8 protein-coding genes are annotated in these 18,376 nt (G+C 64.6%); all 8 read left to right on the forward strand.

The genetic code is table 11. The features are described 5' to 3' along the window. Positions 1-5: 5 nt before the first annotated feature. The 8 genes from C1T17_RS16585 to C1T17_RS16620 all read left to right on the forward strand — a co-directional run bounded on the left by C1T17_RS16585 (position 6) and on the right by C1T17_RS16620 (position 18,375). Positions 6-2,009, forward strand: a complete 2,004-nt coding sequence (locus C1T17_RS16585; RefSeq protein WP_189338388.1) for an adenylate/guanylate cyclase domain-containing protein — start codon at positions 6-8, stop codon at positions 2,007-2,009. Then, complete coding sequence (locus C1T17_RS16590; RefSeq protein ID WP_223262655.1) at positions 1,996-2,757, forward strand: hypothetical protein; 762 nt, start codon at positions 1,996-1,998, stop codon at positions 2,755-2,757. The genes C1T17_RS16585 and C1T17_RS16590 overlap by 14 nt, the downstream gene beginning before the upstream one ends. 302 nt (positions 2,758-3,059) lie before the next feature. Beyond that, on the forward strand, positions 3,060-4,814 hold the full coding sequence (locus C1T17_RS16595) for a ShlB/FhaC/HecB family hemolysin secretion/activation protein (RefSeq protein WP_223262656.1): 1,755 nt from the start codon (positions 3,060-3,062) through the stop codon (positions 4,812-4,814). After that, positions 4,814-11,707, forward strand: coding sequence for a hypothetical protein (locus tag C1T17_RS16600; protein WP_145959025.1), 6,894 nt, complete (start codon positions 4,814-4,816; stop codon positions 11,705-11,707). Before C1T17_RS16595 ends, C1T17_RS16600 begins: the two co-directional genes overlap by 1 nt. Before the next feature lie 20 nt (positions 11,708-11,727). Then, entirely contained in the window at positions 11,728-13,371 is a 1,644-nt protein-coding gene (locus C1T17_RS16605; protein WP_104955309.1) for an acetolactate synthase large subunit, read from the forward strand. A gap of 44 nt (positions 13,372-13,415) precedes the next feature. Further along, complete coding sequence (locus C1T17_RS16610) at positions 13,416-14,849, forward strand: aldehyde dehydrogenase family protein (RefSeq protein ID WP_104954392.1); 1,434 nt, start codon at positions 13,416-13,418, stop codon at positions 14,847-14,849. Between the two features lie 126 nt (positions 14,850-14,975). Next, positions 14,976-16,409 (forward strand): cytochrome c family protein, encoded by a 1,434-nt coding sequence (locus C1T17_RS16615; RefSeq protein ID WP_223262657.1) that lies wholly within the window; start codon positions 14,976-14,978, stop codon positions 16,407-16,409. Between the two features lies 1 nt (position 16,410). Further along, positions 16,411-18,375: a heme-binding protein gene (locus tag C1T17_RS16620; protein WP_104954393.1), complete on the forward strand. Its 1,965-nt coding sequence runs from the start codon at positions 16,411-16,413 to the stop codon at positions 18,373-18,375. The last annotated feature ends 1 nt before the right edge of the window (position 18,376 follow it).

An 18,376-nucleotide genomic window follows, 5' to 3' on the forward strand; every position in this document is an offset into this window, starting at 1 on the left:
ACGCCGTGGCAGAAGCCTCCAAAGGTGCCAGATCGTGGCTGCGCCGGGTGGCGCGGATCGTCAAGGATGCGGGCCAGTGGCGGCTAATCTCTACTGCGGTCGTGCTGCTGGCGGCGTTACTGTGCGCGCGGTTTAGCTGGGATTATGTGCCAGTTGTCGGTGATGCGGAACGGGCGCTCTACGATCAGCGCGTCTCGCTGTTCGCGCCGCGTGTCGATCAAGACCCTCGCATCGTGCTGGTCGTTTATAATGACGAGACGCTGATCGCGACGAAAAAGCGCTCGCCGCTCGACCGCGCGACTTTGGCACGGGCGCTGCGCACGCTCGACGCGCTGGGGCCGAAATCGATCGGCATCGATATCCTGATCGACCAGCCGCAGGACGAAGACCCCGAACTCGTTGCCGCGATGCGCGCGATGAAGACGCCGACCTGGCTGGGTTATGCCGGTACCGACAGCAATGCCGAGCAGATCATCTACGATCAGCAACAGTTTCTCGACGGCTTCGTGAAGCGAGTACGCACCAATGCCATGCGGCCCGCGAGCATCCGGCTGGAAGCGGACCCGGACAATGTGATGCGAAGCTGGCCCGCGCAACTCGCTTCCCTGCCGCCGATACTGGTGCAGGCGATGGCCCCTTCCTCCGCCTTTGCACGCTATGCCGGCAGTATCCGCTATCGCCTGCCCGCCAACCCCGACCGGCCCGTTTTTGCGTCCTTTCCCATCGACCTGTTCACCGACCCTGCCGTAGGCGCGGCGTTCGCCGATCAGATCCGGGGGCGGCACGTGATGATCGGCGGCGATATCGTCGATAATGACCAGTTCGAAACGCCGATCCGCAACGCCACCAACCGATCGATGATCGGGCTGGAAGTCCACGCGACGATGCTGGCGCAGTCGCTAGACGGAGCGGCACTACCGCGGGTTCCTGGATGGCTGCTGTGGATCATCGCTTTGTTGGCGATATTGGCGGCGGTTTTCACCAGCCTCGCCGAATTGCGGTGGTTTGCCCTTGCGCCTTATCTGGTTGCCCAAGCGGTGCTGTTCGGCGGCCTGCCCTTCTGGTTCCAGCATGGCGGATGGGATACGCAGGGCGTGCCTGCCATCGGATGGGTGGTAGGCTGGGTGCTGGCCTTTGCCGCCGTCGGATCGGCGGCGCGCGCAGTGGGGTCCGAACAGCGCCGGTTCGCCCAATCGGCGTTAGGTAAATATTTGCCCCGCGACATCGCCAATCAGATACTGGCGGAACCGGAGAAGCTGGCGCTCCACGGTGAAAAGCGCTCGATCTTCGTGGTGTTCACCGATCTGGAGGGCTTCACCAAGCTCTCTCACGCAATCGCGCCGGAGATGGTGGCGCAGCTTCTCAACCGCTATCTCGACAGTCTGTCGGACGTGGTGCTGGCGCATGGCGGGACGATCGACAAGTTCGTCGGTGACGCCGTGGTGGCATTCTGGGGCGCGCCGATATCGCGACCCGACGATGGCACCAACGCCGCCAAGGCTGCCTACGCCATGTGGCAGGCAGGGGAAGCCTTCCGCACCAACGTACCCGAAGGCGTGCCGCCGATTGGCAAGACTCGCGTCGGCCTTCATTACGGCGAGGCGATTGTCGGCAACTTCGGCGGCGAGGGACGTATCCAGTATACCGCGCTGGGCGACAGCATGAACACCGCCGCACGGCTGGAGGCGGCGAACAAGTCGCTGCAAGCGAGCGTCATGGCGAGCCGCGAGGCGATGGAGCGATCCGGCCTCGACTGGTGGCGACCGATGGGTCGGATCGTCCTGCGCGGCCGGGCGACGCCCGTGGAGATATTCGAACCCGTCCCCGATTTTCCGGCCAGTGATCGCGATCACTTAACCAAAATCCTGAGTCGGCTAGAGGAAGATCACGAGGCGGCTCGGGCCGATCTGGTGGCGCTGATGATGCGCCATCCGGAGGACACCGCGCTGGCGCATCTGTTATTTCGTATCGAACAATCCGGGAATGGAGACGCATATGTTCTGGGGTAAGACTGGGTCACTGGGGATCGCCATGATACTCGCACTGGGTGCGGCTGCCGCTCCCGCCGGGGCCGAAACCATCGTCGTGCGCGCATCGGGACCTTCGGCGAAGGGCTATCCTCCGGGTAAGAAGCTGGCCGACAGCGGCATGGTGTCGCTGAAGGCGGGCGATGTGGTCACGCTGCTCGACGGACGCGGCACGCGGACCCTGCGCGGACCGGGCACCTTCGGCCTGACAGCCAATGCCTCGTCCGGCACGGACAGCCGCAACACGCTTGCCTCGCTGCTGGAAACCAAGCGCGTGCGCCGCGCCAGAACCGGAGCGGTACGCGGCGGGATCGCCGAGGATGCACCCCCGCCGCGCAGCCCAAACCTCTGGTACGTCGACATCAGTCAGCCCTCGACCGCATGCGTGCCCGATCCCGCCAACGTGCAGCTATGGCGGCCCGACATCGGCAGCGGGATTACGCTGACCATCGCCCCCGCCAAGGGTGGCGCGAGCGCGCCGGTCAGCTTTGCTGCTGGGGAAGCCGTCGCAGCCTGGCCTGCCGCTCTGCCGGTGTCAGAAGGCGCGACGTACCGCCTGAACTGGTCGGGACTCGCAAAGCCAGTGGAAATCGGCTTTGCGGTCATGGGTAGTGCCGCAGGGGGGCTTGAAACCATGGCGTCCACGCTGATCGCCAAGAAATGCGACGCGCAACTCTCGCTTCTCACCGAAACAGTAGCGCTGCCTGACCCCACTCCAGACGCGCCATGACTAGCGGCAAGTATCTAGGTATTCGTCGCATGGGATGCTTGTCAGCATAACGGCGGACTGTTAGGTCATCGCGCTCAGGAGCGCCGCCGATAGAGCGGCGCCGAGTCCCTTCACGGTCGCATAAATGAAAAGGCTGGAGCGGTGTGTCGATCGCTCGGCTTCGCGTGTGCAGAAGGCATCCGGACGGCGACAGGGGGTCGCCGGGGAGCCTCGGGGGTGTGATCGTAATGGGGCCAAGAATACGTGCAGAGCGATCCGGTTCATGCCTGCTGGCATTGATCGCGGCATCTGCGCTGTCTCCTTTGAATATCGTTCCGGGCGTTGCGATGGCGCAGACCACGCCACCGCCGGGAACCGCCAGCGGCGCGCCAACGCGTGAGGAGATCGAACGGGGCACGCTGCCGACGACACAGACGCCGGGGCCATCGCGCCTGACAATCGAGGGCGGCGTGGAGCGCGCGCCCTGCCCGCTTGCCGATCCGCAATACGCCAAGGTGACGGTGAACTTCACGGATGTTCGGTTCGATAACCTGTCCGCCGTCGACCCCGCCACCCTGCGTGATAGCTGGGCGGAATTCGCCGGTCGTGACGTGCCCATCGCCACCGTGTGTGAAGTGCGTGATCGCGCCGCGACGGCACTGCGCGCTAGGGGCTATCTCGCCGCCGTGCAGGTGCCGCCACAACGGATCGAGAAAGGCGGCACCGTCGTTCTCGACGTATTGATGGCCAAGCTCGTCGGCGTCGAAGTCCGCGGTGATGCGGGAAACGGCGAAAAGATGATCGCGGCGCACATGAACGCGCTGACCAGCCAGCCGGTGTTCAACGTCCATGAAGCGGAGCGGCATCTGCTGCTGGCGCGCGACATGCCGGGCTATGACGTGCGGCTGGCGCTGAAGCCTTCCGGCTCCGGCGTACCGGGCGAAGTCGTGGGGCAGGTGCAGGTAACGCGGCGGCAGGTGCAGGTCGACGTCAACATCCAGAACATGGGATCGAAGAGTGTCGGGCGATTCGGCGCGCTGGCCCGATTGCAGCTCAATGACATCACCGGCCTAGCCGACAGCACGGTGTTCAGCATCTTCTCGACGGCGCAGACCAGCGAGCAGACGGTGCTTCAGGTCGGGCACAGCATGGGACTTGGCAGTGACGGGCTGCGGCTGTCGGGCGACTTTACTTATGCCTGGACCAAGCCTGACATCGTCAATCGCACGCTCGAATCCGAAACGCTGATCGCCAGCCTGTCCTTGAGCTATCCGCTGGTGCGGCGGCAGTCGCGCAATCTGCTCGGTTCCCTGGGGCTGGACGTAGTAAACCAGGACGTCGAGTTCGCGGGCACGCCGCTCAATCGCGATCGGCTGCGGGTCATCTATGCGCGGATCGACGCCGACGCTATCGACGCGGCGAGCCTGACAAGCACCATCGGCTATTCCTCGGCGGAACCGAAATGGCGGATCGGCGGATCGCTGGAAGTCCGGCAGGGTGTGGACGCACTCGGCGCGAGCAAGCCGTGCGGAGCGCTGGGCGTCGACTGCCGCGCCCCGCGTGTCCCGCTCGGCCGGGTGGAAGCGGACCCCAGTGGCTTCGCGGTCCGCGTCAGCGGATATGGCGAATATCGCCCGATGCCGAAGATCGCGTTCACTTTGTCGCCCCGCGTCCAATATTCGCCCAACGCGCTGCTGTCTTACGAGGAAATGAGCGCAGGCAATTACACGGTCGGTCGCGGCTATGATCCCGGTGCGCTGATCGGCGACAGCGGCGTCGGCTTCGCGTCCGAAGTGCGCGTCGGCAGCGCCATGCCCCGTAGCGTCAGGGATCTGGCGTTACAGCCGTTCGCCTTCTTCGACGCAGCGTGGATCTGGAACAAGGACAGGGCCTTCGACGGCATCGATCCGCAGCGGCTCTACTCGGCGGGCGGCGGTGTGCGCGGCGCGTTCGGCAACCGGGCGCGCTTCGATCTTACCGTCGCCGTCCCGCTCAAGAAAACGACGTTCGAGACGGAGCGCAGCGACGTGCGCGTGCTGATGTCCGTCACCGCCCTGCTTCTGCCCTGGAGGCGATAATGCGCAAACTACCCCAACGCCTTCTCTGCACCTGCGCCATGGCCGTGGTCATGGGTACGGTTGCCGCCATATTGCCTTTGCAGGCACAGATTGGGGGCGGGTTCCAGGGCAATGTCACCTCTTCGGTAGGACTGACGGGCGGCGGCGGCCCCAGCGTTTTCCGAAGCGGCACGACCGACACGATCTCCGTCTTCGACCGGGAAACCATCATTGACTGGCAACCCTTCGACAACGGCAACAACACGGGGCCAATCGGCTTCCTGCCGGAAGCCAACAGCGTCACGTTCCAGACGGGCGTCTCGTCCACTCTCACCGACTACACCGTCCTCAACCGCATCAATTCGAGCAACCCGAACCGCATCGTCGACTTGAGCGGCCAGATCACGAGCCAGATCAACGGCACGCCCGGCGGCGCGGTGTGGTTCTACAGCCCCGGCGGCTTTGTGGTGGGATCAACGGCCGTCTTCAACGTCGGCAGCCTGATGATGACGAGCAATCAGGTCGACGTGACCGGCGGCTTGTTCGGGACCGGGAACACGATCCGGTTCCGTGGCGCGCCTGGCAGTCTGTCAAGAGTGACAATCAATTCCGGCGCGCAGATCAACGGCACTGCGGCCAATAGCTATGTCGCGCTGGTCGCACCACGCGTGGTTCAGGGCGGCACTGTCACCGTCAATGGCTCGACGGCGTATGTTGGGGCAGAGCAAGCCGATATCCGCATCAACAACGGCTTGTTCGATATAGATATCACGGCAGGCACGACCGACAGCCAGGGTGTAAACCATACCGGCACGACTACCGGCCCAGCCCCCCTCACCTTCTCCGACCGCCAGAACATCTACATGGTGGCGGTGCCGAAGAACAATGCGCTCACCATGCTACTGTCAGGCACAATCGGCTATCAAAGCGCGGTCGGCGTTACGCAGGACAGCAGCGCCGTGGTCCTGTCGGCGGGCTACAGCATCCAAAATAATGCCGTCAGCGGCAACGTCGATCTCCTGCCCCCGACAACCGCTACTGGCGCAGCGAGCATTACACTTGGCTCCGGCAATATCCGCTCGGCGCTATCGCTGAACGCACTTGACGACGCCACGATCGCGCCGACCGCCACGCTGCAATTCGACAGGACCAGTTCGATCAACGCGGGCAACAGCATCGCAATGACCGCCGCCGCTGGCGCGAGCATCACGGCGCTGGGCGACCTGAACCTGCGTGCGGGCATCGGTGCGACGGGCGGCAGCGTCACTCTAGCGGCGAACGGCGTCACGGTTACGCCATCACCCGGCGAGATCAGCGTAGTTGGCGCGCTCAACGTGAATACCGAGGGGTCCGGCAACGATGATTTCCTCGACGCGACCGGCGGACCTGTCTCCTTCACTGCAAATGGCGGCACGATCAGCGCCGGCACGCTCGTTGTAGACACGAGCGGCAACGCTGCGATGGATACGACCCGTTCCGGTAATGCGACGGGCGGCAATGTAGGACTGACCGTCTCGAATGGCGGTCAGATGACTTTCGCGACCACGACCATTAACGCGTTGGGAAATTCGATATTCAACGCCCAGACATTGCCGACCGATGGCGGGAATGCGGCAGGCGGCACGATCACCTTCAGCGGCACCGGCGGAGCGCTGAACCTCGGCGAAGTGCGGGCCACAGCCTCAGCGACGGGCGGCTCCGCCACCTCGGGCAAGGCAGGCAATGCCACTAGCGGCAACATCATCGTCAACTTGAGCAGCGGCACGCATAACTGGGCCTTGTTTTACGGCGACGTGAGCGCCACGGCGGGCTTTTCCCGATTGGGACAGGGCACGGCGGGCAGCGTCATTCCGGGAACGACCGGCATCTCCGTGGACGTCACCGGCACAGCGGCGCTCAACATCGCGCAGTCGGTATCGCTCTATGGCATGGCTTATAATTTTGGCGGCAATGATGTTGCAGGCGTCACGCGCGCAGCGCCGATCCGGGTCCAGGCACGGAATGGCGGCGCGATCAGCATTACGCAGGATTTGACCATCCAGTCGGCAGGCATCGCCAGCAACCGTTCGTTCGGTTCGGGCGGGAATGTCAGCAACAACGCATTTGGCGGCACGGCTCTGATCGGTGCGCTCGGCGGCACGTTCACGATGGCGGGCCTCAATGTCTATGCCGGGGCGGAAGGCGGCGGCGGCACCTTCAGCGGTTCGGCCACCGGCGGCAACGTGACGCTGGCTGCCAGTAATTCGAACGGTTTGCGCGGCAATCTGTCGATCACCGACTGTATCAACTTCGCCTGCGCCATCAACGTCAGCGCCATAGGCGGCGGCGGTAGCTCAAGCGGCATCGGCGGGACGATCCTTGCCTATGCCAGCGATGCCGATCTGGCGGTCAACGGCCTGTCGCTTTCCGCCGAAGGTCGCGGCGGCAACTCCTCGCAACTGGCAAGCACCGGAATCGGCGGGTCGATATCGATCGAGAGCCGTCGTGGCGCACTGAACAACGGCACCCTGTCGCTTGGGGATTTCTCCGCCAGCGCGTCGGCGACGCCTCAACTTCAGGGTGAATCGTCGAACCTCAGCAATGGCGACGCCAGCGGCGGCCAGGGCGGCAGCGTAACCCTCGCTCTGGAGGGCGGCACCTTCACCGCAAACGCCATAACCCTTGCGGCCGACGGCACGGGCGCAGACGCCGGCGCAAGCTTCGGCACCGGAACGCCGTTCGTGGCAGGCGAAGGGGCTGGCGGCACTGTCGATGTCCAGCTTGCAGGTGCAAATGCGACGATCGGCACCCTCTTCATAAGCGCCAACGGCACCGGCGGTCAGGCCGAAGGCGTGTCCTTCGACGATACCATCCCGGCTATATCAGGTACGGGGCGCGGCGGGACGGCCCGGTTCACAGCGGCTGCCGGAACCCTGAGCGTCGACACGCTCACAGTCCAGGCCACCGGGACCGGCGGCAGCGCCCGAAACAATTTCCAGGCCGACGCAGCGGACGGCTTTGACGGCGTGGGCGGCACGGCGCAGTTCGTCATGGACACGGGCAGCAGCGCCACCGTCAACGTACGGGGCATAACGACCCCGCAAGGGCTTGTAGGCCTTACCGTTTCGGCAGACGGAGCGGGCGGCGCCGGCGGCACGACCGAGGTCGATGGTAGCGGCCTCTACCGCGCTGGAATGGGCGGCAGCGGGACCGGCGGCACGGCGGACTTCCTGCTCGCGGGTGGCGCGCTCAACACGCCTGTTCTGGTGATTTCGGCCACCGGCACCGGCGGTAACGGCGGACGCAACGGCAGCGATGGTGCGGGCGGCGCGGCGGGCAATGGCTTCGGCGGCGCGGCACAGTTCACATTTGCCAGCGAAGGCCACAATATCACCGGCATCGGCGTCAGCGCAGGTGGCCGGGGCGGCGTTGCAGGAGATGCAAAGGAGATCGTCGGCTACGACCAATTCGACGACCCGATCTATGCATTCGGCATCGGCGCAGGCGGCGCGGGCGGATCGGGCACCGGCGGCCGCGCGAGCATGCGGATTGATGTGGACCCCACCTTCAGCTTTCTTCAGGTGAGCGCGAACAGCATCGGCACCGTTGGCGGCAACGGCGGGACGGGCGGCAATGGCGGCGCGGCCTTCGGAGGCGCGAACGGTATGGGCGCGGAGTTGGCCGTCAATTTCGGCTCGCTGACCGTTTCCAACTTGGAAGTGACTGCCGATGCCTTTTCCGGCGCAGGCGGCAATGGAGCAACGGGCCGCGGCGGCGACGGCGGCATTTCCACTGCTGGCGAAGCGGGCCTCATCATCACCGGCGGCAATACGCAGGTGCAAACAAATTTCGCCCGCGTCAGCAGCTATGCCCTGGGCGGCGATGGCGGCGACAGCGGCACGACGAGCGGCGACGGCCTGACCGGCGGCAGCGGCGGCGCTGCTTTCGGCGGCACGGCGGGCATCCTCGTCGCCGACAACGCACAATATACCCTGGGCCAGAGCACGATCGTCGCGTCTGGCGGGCTTGGCGGCACTGGCCGGATCGGCACACCCAGCACTATTGCCGGGAATGGCGGCGACGGCGGCAATGGCGGCAGTGCCACGGGCGGCACTGCGCAGTTCGTCGTCCAGAATGCAACCGTGATCGATGGGGCTGACGGCACCGTCGAGATCTTCGCTGGGGCGCTTGCAGGCGTCAGCGGCGGTGGCGCCTCGGATGGCGGACTTGTCGGGCTGGGCGGCGACGCTGTCGGCGGGCTGGCGCAGTTCCAGAGCGAGGGCGGTGCCATTACCCTGAACACCATGTCCCTCGACGCATCAGCCTCCGGCTCAAGGAATGCGCAGGGTGGCACCGCAAGCGCCGATTTCTTCGGCTTCGTCGGAACCGCCCTTCCCGCGTCCGGCTCTGCGACTTTCGCATCGCTGAACCTCAATGCCGATGCCTATGCCAGCGCCCTTACCGGTGGACCTGTCGGCTTGGGTGGCATCGGCGGGAATGCGGTAGGCGGGACTGCGGCGGCAACCGTGGATGGCGCAGGCACAGTGACACGCTTCGACGCGTTCAGTGCAACTGCTAGAGCTTTTGGCGGCGGCGCGAGGCTCGGCCTGAATGCAGGCACAGCGGGTGCGAACGGCGGCACGGCAACAGGCGGCCGTGCACGGTTCGTCGCGACGGGCAACAGTCAAACGACGCTGGGATCATCCTTCAGCCTCCTTGCCGACGCCACGGGAGGAGACGGCGGCGCCGGAATTGCAGGCGCTACTGGCGGAGCAGGCGGCAATGGTGGCGCGGCAATAGCAGGTGACGCCCGCTTCACGATCGAAGCGGCCCAAGTGCGCACGAACGGCGGCAGCAGCTATACGCTATCGGCACTCGGCACCGGCGGCGCAGGAGGCATTGGCGGCGACGGCACCGGTTCGGCCGGCGGTGTCGGTGGGACCGGTGGCGACGGCACAGGTGGGCTTGCCCGGTTCGAGGCTACCGACGGCGACTTTGATCTGCCCGCCATATCGATCCTGGCGAACGGTACGGGTGGCCTCGGCGGTGCAGGCGGCAATGGCCCCGCCACGCCCTCGTTCCCACCCGCGCCATCCGCTGCTGGTCTCAGCGGCAGCGGCATAGGCGGTATCGCGCAGCTATCGAACGGCGGCACAGGAAGCTTTGCTCAGGGCGCGCAACGCACGCTGGCCGAGGTGACGATGCAGGCGAACGGCATATTCCCCAGCGGATCGACCTCCGGATTTGGGCCAACAGCCGGACGCGTCGACATTACCGACACGTCCACAGCCGCTGGCGGCGGGCTAGTCGTCAACGGCGCACTTACGGCGGAGACATTTGGCGACGCATCATGCAATTGCTCCGGCATCTTCGTCAGCAGCGATGCCAATCCGATCAGCGTCGGCGCAGCCACCCTGACCAGCAGCGCGCCTATCTCCTTCTCCTTCAGCGGGGGTGGATCGTTCCGGTCTCTAGGATCGCTTGACGTCACCAGTGACAGCATGATCACCGTTGCCCACAGCAATCCGCTTGCGGCCGACAGCCTGTTCGGCGATACCGTAACGCTGCACGCGAATGGCGATGTACGGGTTGGCGCAGGATCGCTCATCAGATCAGCGGGCGCCATGGAAATCATCAGCCAGGCTGGCGCAGTGGATGTGGCGCAACTGGCATCCGGCGGCAATATTGCCGTTAGCGCCAATACGGATGCCAGCTTTGGCAACGCGGTGACGGCGGCGGGCGCGTTGCAGATCACCGCTCAGGGCACGGCGCGATTTGCCGGGCAAACAACGGCGTCGACGATCAACGTCACATCGGGCGATATCGTGATCGGCAACGGCGCGCGGCTGGGCCAGCAGGGCACGACCGGCAGCATCACGCTCTCCGCCTCCTTCGGGCAGGGCCGCAACTATATCGGCGGCGGCGATCAGGCGGGCGCGTACAGCCTGTCCGGCGACGAGATGACATGGATGTTCGCACAGAACATCGCGATCCTTCCGCAGGCGCAATCCACCATCGGCAGCTTTACGCTAACATCGGGCACCAACGGCAATCTGGGGCCGAATGGTGTGCTGACAATCGACTCGCGAGGCCGGATGGAAGTTGTGGGCGCGCTACGTCTGACGGGGCTTGGCACGGCTGGTGGGCTGACGCTGCGAGCAGGGAACGGCATGGACGTGTTCACCGATACCGCATCCATCGACCTGCGTGGCAACGGAACGGCGTTGGGCGGCGTGTTGATCATGGAAGCACCCAGCATCGCCGTCGCGACACGATCGGCGGTCGATGGCATCACCGGGGTCAATGTCCCGCTGGACACCCGCGATGCCCGGCTGGCGCAGAACGACGGCAATGTGAATGACGATGGGTTCCTGCGCGCGGGTGCGATCCGCCTTGCAGCGTCAGGCATCTACATCCAGAATAGCGGCGTAGGCACAGCCTATGCCGATCGCCGGGGATTTACCGCCAACAGCCTGTCCATAACGGGCGGTGGACCGAACACGGAGATCGTCATCAACGGACGGTTCTTGAATAGCGCTGGTGCATTCGTGACGGGTGTGAACGCCATTGCGCTCGTGTCGATTAACGGCGTCGCGGGCGGTCAAATTGGTAGCTTCGCGGCCCTCTCTACAGCCAACGGGTGTCTGATCGCAAATGTGGCGAACTGCGCGGTCGTAACGCCGCCCAGACCGGAGATCCCGCCGGTCCTAGCAGACAATCGCGACGCCATCGACCGCGTGCTGAACCCCGAAGATCCGTCCGTGGCGTTGCGGCAGATCTTCCCCGTCGCCATCGTGGAGCTTCGCGATTTCGTGGCGGAAGGCTTCCCGCCGCTGATCGATGAGCCCGTAACAGGCGCGGGCAATGAGGATCTATGGGACAGCGATTGCAGCGTTAGCGGCGATCAAGGGTGCAGCGCACCACCCGCACAATGACGAACACGAAGGGATACTCCATGACGAAGGCTTCGGACCTGTTCATTCAATGCCTTGAGGAAGAGGGCTGCGAATATATCTTCGGTGTTCCCGGCGAGGAAAATCTCGACATGCTCGACAGTTTGAGCCGATCGAAGATCAAGCTGATCCTGACGCGGCACGAACAGGGCGCGGGCTTCATGGCCGCAACTTATGGGCGGCATACCGGCAAGACCGGCGTGTGCATGGCGACCCTGGGGCCGGGCGCGACCAACCTCGTAACCGCTGCGGCTTACGCGCAATTGGGCGGCATGCCGATCCTGATGGTGACGGGCCAGAAGCCGATCAAGAAGAGCAAGCAGGGCCGCTTTCAGATACTCGACGTCGTGTCGATGATGGGTCCGATCACCAAATATACGCACCAGCTGGCCAGTGCCGATAATATACCGAGCCGCGTCCGCGAAGCGTTTCGTCTGGCCGAAGAAGAAAAGCCCGGCGCGACTCATCTGGAATTTCCGGAAGACGTGGCGGACGAGCACACCGATTCCGCGCCGATCAAACCCAGCTTGGCGCGTCGCCCCTCCGCCGATCCAAAAGCCGTTCGTGCCGCCGTTCAGATGCTGGAAAAAGCCAAGTCGCCGATCCTCGTCATCGGCGCAGGTGCAAACCGAAAGATGACGGGGCGGATGCTGCTGCAGTTCGTCGAGAAGACCGGCATACCCTTCCTCACCACGCAGCTCGGCAAGGGCGTGATCGACGAGACACACCCGAAGTTCCTAGGCTGCGCGGCGCTCTCAGCGGGCGATTTCGTGCACCGGGCCGTTGGCGCGGCGGACCTCATCGTCAACATCGGCCATGATGTCATTGAAAAGCCGCCCTTCTTCATGAAGAATGACGGCGGCTGCCCGGTCATCCATGTCTCGACTCGCTCTGCCGAAGTCGATCCCGTCTACTTCCCGCAAGTCGAAGTGATCGGCGACATCGCCAATGCCATCTGGCAGATGAAGGAAGACATCGTGCCCAAGGGCTGGGCGTGCGAGAAGATGCTGGACTATCGCAAGGCGGAAGTCGCGCACACGGCCAGCCTCGACAGCGATGATCGCTTCCCGATCTTCCCGCCCTATCTGGTGCGCAAGGTGCGTGAGGCGATGCCGAACGATGGCATCATCTGCCTCGACAATGGCGTCTACAAGATCTGGTTCGCGCGCAATTATCCCGCGCGTCAGCAGAACACCGTGCTGCTCGATAACGCGCTGGCGACGATGGGCGCGGGGCTGCCCTCCGCCATGGCAAGCGCGATGGTCTATCCGGACCGGAAGGTGATGGCGATCTGTGGCGATGGCGGCTTCATGATGAACAGTCAGGAGATGGAAACGGCGGTTCGTCTGGGCCTCAACATTACCGTCCTGATCCTGAACGATGGCAGCTATGGCATGATCCGCTGGAAGCAGGCGAATATGGGCTTTGAGGATTTCGGCCTTACCTATGGCAATCCGGACTTCGTGAAATATGCCGAAGCCTATGGTGCAACTGGCCACCGGGTGGAAAGCGCCGCGCATCTTGCCGAGGTTCTGAAGCACACGCTCGACACGCCGGGGGTCCATCTTGTCGATTGCCCGGTTGATTATGCGGATAACGACCAGATATTGAACAAGGACATCAAGGAAATGAGCGCGGCGCTCTGAATGCCGCTACTGGCCCTGCTCGCCGGAGGGGCCAAGGAGACATAATGACCAAGCTCAAGGACGTTTATCCGCTGTACCTCAACAACAAGGCGCAGCAGCCCAACACCGACCTGGAAGTAACGGACAAGTTCAGCGGCGAAGTCGCGTTCCGCGTCGCGCAGGCGGACAAGGCGACGATCGAGGAAGGCATTGCCGGGGCCGTCCGTGCGGCGGAACCGATGGCGCGGATGGCGGCCTACGAGCGGCAGGACGTGCTGCAACATTGCGTCGACCGCTTCAAGGAACGCAAGGAGGAACTCGCCTATGCGCTGTGCGTCGAGGCGGGCAAGCCGATCAAGGACAGCGAAGGCGAAGTCGGGCGGCTGATCGACACCTTCCGCATCGCCGCCGAGGAAAGCGTGCGGATGACGGGCGAAGTCCAGCCGCTGGACATCTCGCCGCGTGCCAAAGGCTATCAGGGCATATGGAAGCGCGTGCCGATCGGTCCCTGTTCTTTCATTTCCCCCTTCAACTTTCCCCTCAATTTGGCCGCGCACAAGATCGCGCCCGCCATCGCCGTGGGCTGTCCCTTCGTGATGAAGCCCGCCAGCCGCACGCCGTTGGGCGCGATCATCATGGGCGAGGTGCTGGCGGAGACGAACCTGCCCGGAGGCGCATTCTCGATCCTGCCCGCCCATCGCGAAGGCGCGGACCTGTTCACTGAGGACGAGCGGCTGAAGTTGCTGTCCTTCACCGGGTCGCCGGGCGTAGGATGGGATCTGAAGGCCAAGGCGGGCAAGAAGAAAGTCATCCTCGAACTCGGCGGCAACGCGGCCGTCATCATCGACCATGACGCCGATCTGGAAGACGCACTAGCTCGCGTGATTTTCGGCGCCTTCTACCAATCCGGGCAAAGCTGCATCGGCGTGCAGCGGATCATCATCCACGAATCGATCTACGACCGGTTCCGTGACATGCTCGTCGCGAAGACGAAGACGCTCGTCTCGGGCGATCCCAAGGACCGCAATGTGTTCATCGGCCCGATGATATCCGAAAGCGAAGCGCGCCGTCTGGACGGCTGGATTCAGGAAGCGGTACAGGGCGGCGCGAAACTGCTCTGCGGCGGCAAGCGCGAAGGCGCGATGCTCGAAGCAACGCTGCTGGAGGACGTCGATCGTTCGTCGAACGTCTATCATGAGGAAGCCTTTGGCCCCGTGGCGCTGCTCAGCAGGTTCAGCGATTTCGACGCGGCGCTCGATGAAGTGAACGACAGCAAATTCGGGCTGCAAGCGGGCATCTTCACGCGCGACCTGTTCAAGATGTTCGATGCGTGGGACCGCCTGGACGTGGGCGGCGTCGTCATCAACGACGTGCCGAGCTATCGGGTGGACAACATGCCTTATGGCGGCGTCAAGGACTCAGGGCTTGGCCGCGAAGGCATCAAGTTTGCCATGGAAGACATGACCGAGATAAGAAACCTCGTCATCCGCCGCACCTGAAGCCGTTTTCGGATTGAAAGAATGGCCCGGTCGAGGCTAGGGGTGAATACATAATAAAATAAGCGGTCGCTCGCTGATTTCGGGGACGTGTCGGGTCAATGCTCGGCGCGAAATGGGGGCGTGCAAATGACGTTGGGGGGCAGAAGTGTCCGCATATACGCCATGGCGGCGGGCATGTTGCTCGCCGCTGTTGCGCTTGCCGTGCTCCTGCTGGGTGGATTGCCTGGCGGGATAATGACCTCCGCCGATGCCGCACCCGCGCCAGTAACCGCCGCTTCGGTTTCCACGTCCTCGGCGCCGGGCGGGTTCGTCGGCGTCGCCTCCTGCGCGGGCACGACTTGCCACGGGCGGATGGAAGCCGACGGCAAAGTCGTGCGGCAGGACGAGCTGATGCGTTGGCAGGAGCCATCCACCCAAGGTGGTGCGCACAGCCGGGCCTATGCCATCTTGTCCGGCACACGCGGCAAGCAGATCGCAGCGACGCTCGGCATCGGTGATCCGGCGCAGGCTGGCGAATGCCTCGGTTGCCATGCGACACCGGCGCGTGGTGAGCGCGGTCCACGCTTCCATACGCAGGACGGTGTCGGCTGCGAGGCGTGCCATGGCCCAGCGTCCGGCTGGATCGCATCGCATTATGCCGTGGGCGCAAACCACGCCAGCAACGTCGCCAAGGGTATGATCCCGCTGGATCGCCCTGCGGCGCGAGCGGCGGTGTGCCTCGATTGTCATTTCGGCAGCGACCGGCCAGGACAGTTCGTGACGCACCGGATCATGGCGGCGGGCCATCCGCGCATCGCCTTCGAACTCGACCTGTTTTCGACCTTGCAGGCGCATCACAACGAAGACGCCGACTATGTTCAGCGCAAGGGAAAGCCCGACAGCGTGCGCATGTGGGCCGTGGGTCAGGCGCTGGCGCTGGAACGCTCGCTCTCCCTCTACGCAGGGGCGCGCGGGACCGAAGGCGTGTTCCCGGAATTCTACTTCCTCGACTGCCACAGCTGCCATCGCCGCATCTACGATCAGGATACGCGGGTGAAGACATGGGAGGGCAATCCCGGACGGCCGATCCCGGCGGGCATGCCACCCTATAATGACGAAAATCTGATCATGCTGTCCGCGGCGGCGCAAGTGGCGGCTCCGGGCCTGGCTGCGCGTTTCGACGCCGACAGCCGCGCCTTTCATGCCTCCATGGGCCGGGACCGTCCGAGCAGCGTGGCGGCAGCGCGCAAACTTGCGGCAAGCGCGGCAGCGTTGGCAGCGGACTTTTCGAGCGACCGGCTAGGCGGCGACATGGGTTTTGCGATCGTCAACAGGATCGCCAGCACCAGCTTAGCGCCCCGCTTCACCGACTATGAAGGGTCGGTGCAGGCGGTGATGGGCGTGGATACGCTGCTCAACGCATTGGTGAAATCCGGACGCGTCACCGTAGGCGCGGCGGCGGGCATTCGCGGCGACATCAACCGCGCCTATGCCGCCGTGCGGGAACCGAACAGCTATCGCCCTGCCGATTTCCGGGCCGCGCTTGGAAGCGCTTTGCGCAGCATCGGGGCTTTGCGCTGACATGAAACGCCTGTCCGCTTTCCTCGCCGGGGCTTCGCTGATCCTGTCATCCTGCGGCGGCGGCGGGAGCAGTTCGCCGACGCCGAGCCCCACGCCCTCCCCCGCGCCGACACCCACACCGGCGGGCCTCTATCCCGTGCCCGCGCAGGAATCCCTGAGCATAGCTGACGTGGAAACTATCGTTGCGCGGTCGGCAGCGGAAGCGCGGGCGCGCAACCTGCCTGCGGTGATCGCTGTGACGGACCGGGTCGGCAACGTGCTGGCGATCTTCAACATGACCGGCGCGCGGGCTACCACGACGACCGCCGCAGCCCCCAATGGCGACAATATCGACGCGCAGAACCTGACCGTCCCGGCAGCGGCAGGCGCCATCGCCAAAGCGATTACTGGCGCCTATCTCTCCAGCGGCGGCAATGCCTTCTCCACACGCACGGCGAGCCAGATCGTCCAGCAGCACTTCCCGCCCGCACCGACGACCGTGGGGCTGGAGAGCGGTCCGCTTTACGGCGTGCAGTTCAGCCAACTGCCCTGCTCTGATCTGGCCGCCCGCTTTGCCGCATCCGGCGCCGGCGCGCTGATCGGGCCGAAGCGTTCGCCGCTTGGCCTTGCCGCCGATCCGGGCGGCTTCCCGCTTTACAAAAACGGCGTCGTCGTCGGCGGCATCGGGGTGATGGCCGATGGCGTTTACGGGTCAGATCCGAACATTCTGGACGATGACAACGACCCCGAAGAGTATATCGCGCTCGCCGGAACAGTCGGCTTTGAAGCTCCAGAAACAATCCGCGCGAACCGCATTTCGGTGGACGGAACCTTGCTCCGCTACTCGGAAGCGACGTACGATCGGCTGATCGCCACCGGGACGGCAAGTTATGCCGCGACCAACCCGGCGCTCGGCGCACTGGTTACCGTGCGTGGCTATTATGGCGATCCGGCTCCGGCGATCCTGGCGGGCACCGCATACGGCAGCGAGACTTCCGGCATCCGCCCGTCGCGCACGGCGGAGTTCTCCAACCGCGACGCCTTCATCCTGACCGATGGGTCGGGGAACAACCGCTTCCCGATCCGCGCCGCCACCGATGCAGGCGATGTCGCGCAGCCGCTTACCACCGCCGAAGTCACCGCGCTGCTCGAAGAAGCCTTCGCCGTGATGAGCCGGGCCCGCGCCCAAATCCGCCAGCCGCTCGACAGCCGCGCTCAGGTCTCGATCTCCGTGGTCGACACACGCGGGCAGGCGTTGGGCGTCGTCCGTTCGCCCGATGCGCCGATCTTCGGCACTGACGTTTCCTTGCAGAAAGCGCGTACCGCCGCGTTCTTTTCTGGCGCACGCGCTGGCGAAGAGTTGTTGCTGAACCCCAGCGCGGACGTGCGCGCCTTCGTCGTCAAAGCACGGACCTTCTTCAATGACCAGACCGCGCTGACCGGAAAATATGCCTTTACCGACCGCGCAAACGGCCTGATCTCCCGCCCCTATTTCCCTGACGGCGAAGTGGGCCGCCCTAACGGCCCGTTCTCGCGCCCGATCGCGCAGTTCAATCCCTTCTCGACCGGCCTGCAATCCGCGCTGATCCTAGGCGACCTCGCCGCGCATCTTGGCTTCGTCACCAGCGCAACCGCTACCGATACGCCGCAGCGGTGCACTGCCCTCCCCGCGCCCGCGCCGAACCAGAACCGGCTCCAGAACGGCATTCAGATCTTCCCCGGATCGGTGCCGATCTATCGCGGCAATGTACTGGTCGGCGGCATCGGCGTGTCGGGCGACGGCATCGATCAGGACGACATGATAAGCTTCCTGGGCCTCAACAATGCGGGCAAGCGCGTCGGCGGCATCGGCAATGCCCCGATCGCGATCCGCGCCGATCAGATCGTCGTGCAACTGGACAATGCCAGCGTCCGCCTACGCTATGTCGGCTGCCCCTTCGCACCGTTCCTCGACACCGCTGCCCAAGATGTGTGCGGCGGGCTGTAGC

It is taken from the genome of Sphingobium sp. SCG-1, from assembly GCF_002953135.1.
In the GTDB taxonomy this organism is placed as follows: Bacteria; Pseudomonadota; Alphaproteobacteria; order Sphingomonadales; family Sphingomonadaceae; genus Sphingobium.

Excerpts from the sequence above, each read along its gene's own strand:
- C1T17_RS16590 (WP_223262655.1), top strand. The coding sequence starts at position 1,996 with ATGTTCTGGGGTAAGACTGGGTCACTGGGGATCGCCATGATACTCGCA.
- C1T17_RS16600 (WP_145959025.1), top strand. The coding sequence starts at position 4,814 with ATGCGCAAACTACCCCAACGCCTTCTCTGCACCTGCGCCATGGCCGTG.
- C1T17_RS16605 (WP_104955309.1), top strand. The coding sequence starts at position 11,728 with ATGACGAAGGCTTCGGACCTGTTCATTCAATGCCTTGAGGAAGAGGGC.
- C1T17_RS16610 (WP_104954392.1), top strand. The coding sequence starts at position 13,416 with ATGACCAAGCTCAAGGACGTTTATCCGCTGTACCTCAACAACAAGGCG.
- C1T17_RS16615 (WP_223262657.1), top strand. The coding sequence starts at position 14,976 with ATGACGTTGGGGGGCAGAAGTGTCCGCATATACGCCATGGCGGCGGGC.
- C1T17_RS16620 (WP_104954393.1), top strand. The coding sequence starts at position 16,411 with ATGAAACGCCTGTCCGCTTTCCTCGCCGGGGCTTCGCTGATCCTGTCA.